This is a genomic window from Sungkyunkwania multivorans (genome assembly GCF_042675645.1).
Taxonomy (GTDB): domain Bacteria; phylum Bacteroidota; class Bacteroidia; order Flavobacteriales; family Flavobacteriaceae; genus Sungkyunkwania; species Sungkyunkwania multivorans.
In genome coordinates this window covers 1-422 of record NZ_JBHTJH010000015.1, presented here as the reverse complement: position 1 = coordinate 422, position 422 = coordinate 1, and the positions used below count along the sequence as shown (strand labels likewise).

The following is a 422-nucleotide window of genomic DNA, read 5'->3' as shown; positions in this document are numbered from 1 at the left end:
GACATCGTGGTGACCAACACGGGCAACGTGACCCTGACGGACATCGAGGTGACGGACGCGAACGCGGACGCCGGCAGCATCGTTGGCAGCCCGATCGCGAGCCTCGACCCAGGTCAGAGCGCGACGGTGACGGCACAGCAGACGATACAGCAGTCGGACCTCGACGCGGGCTACATAGAGAACAGCGCGACGGCCACGGGGGACAGCCCCGATGGCACGGACGACGTGAGCGACGTGTCGGACACGGACGTGGACGGCAACGGGGACCCGGTACCTGACAACGAGAACACGGAGACGGACGACGGCGACGGCACGAGTGACGGCGACCCGACGAACGACCCGACGGTGACCACCTTGGCGCCTGCGCCTGGCATGGAGCTGATCAAGAGCGTGACGGGCGTGACGGCGGCGGGAGCCGCGGG

General features: G+C 68.5%; 1 protein-coding gene. It reads left to right on the top strand.

The genetic code is table 11. From position 1 onward, the window contains the following. A partial coding sequence (locus ACFQ1M_RS11545; protein ID WP_386408346.1) for a DUF7507 domain-containing protein occupies window positions 1–422 on the top strand: 422 nt, incomplete at both ends.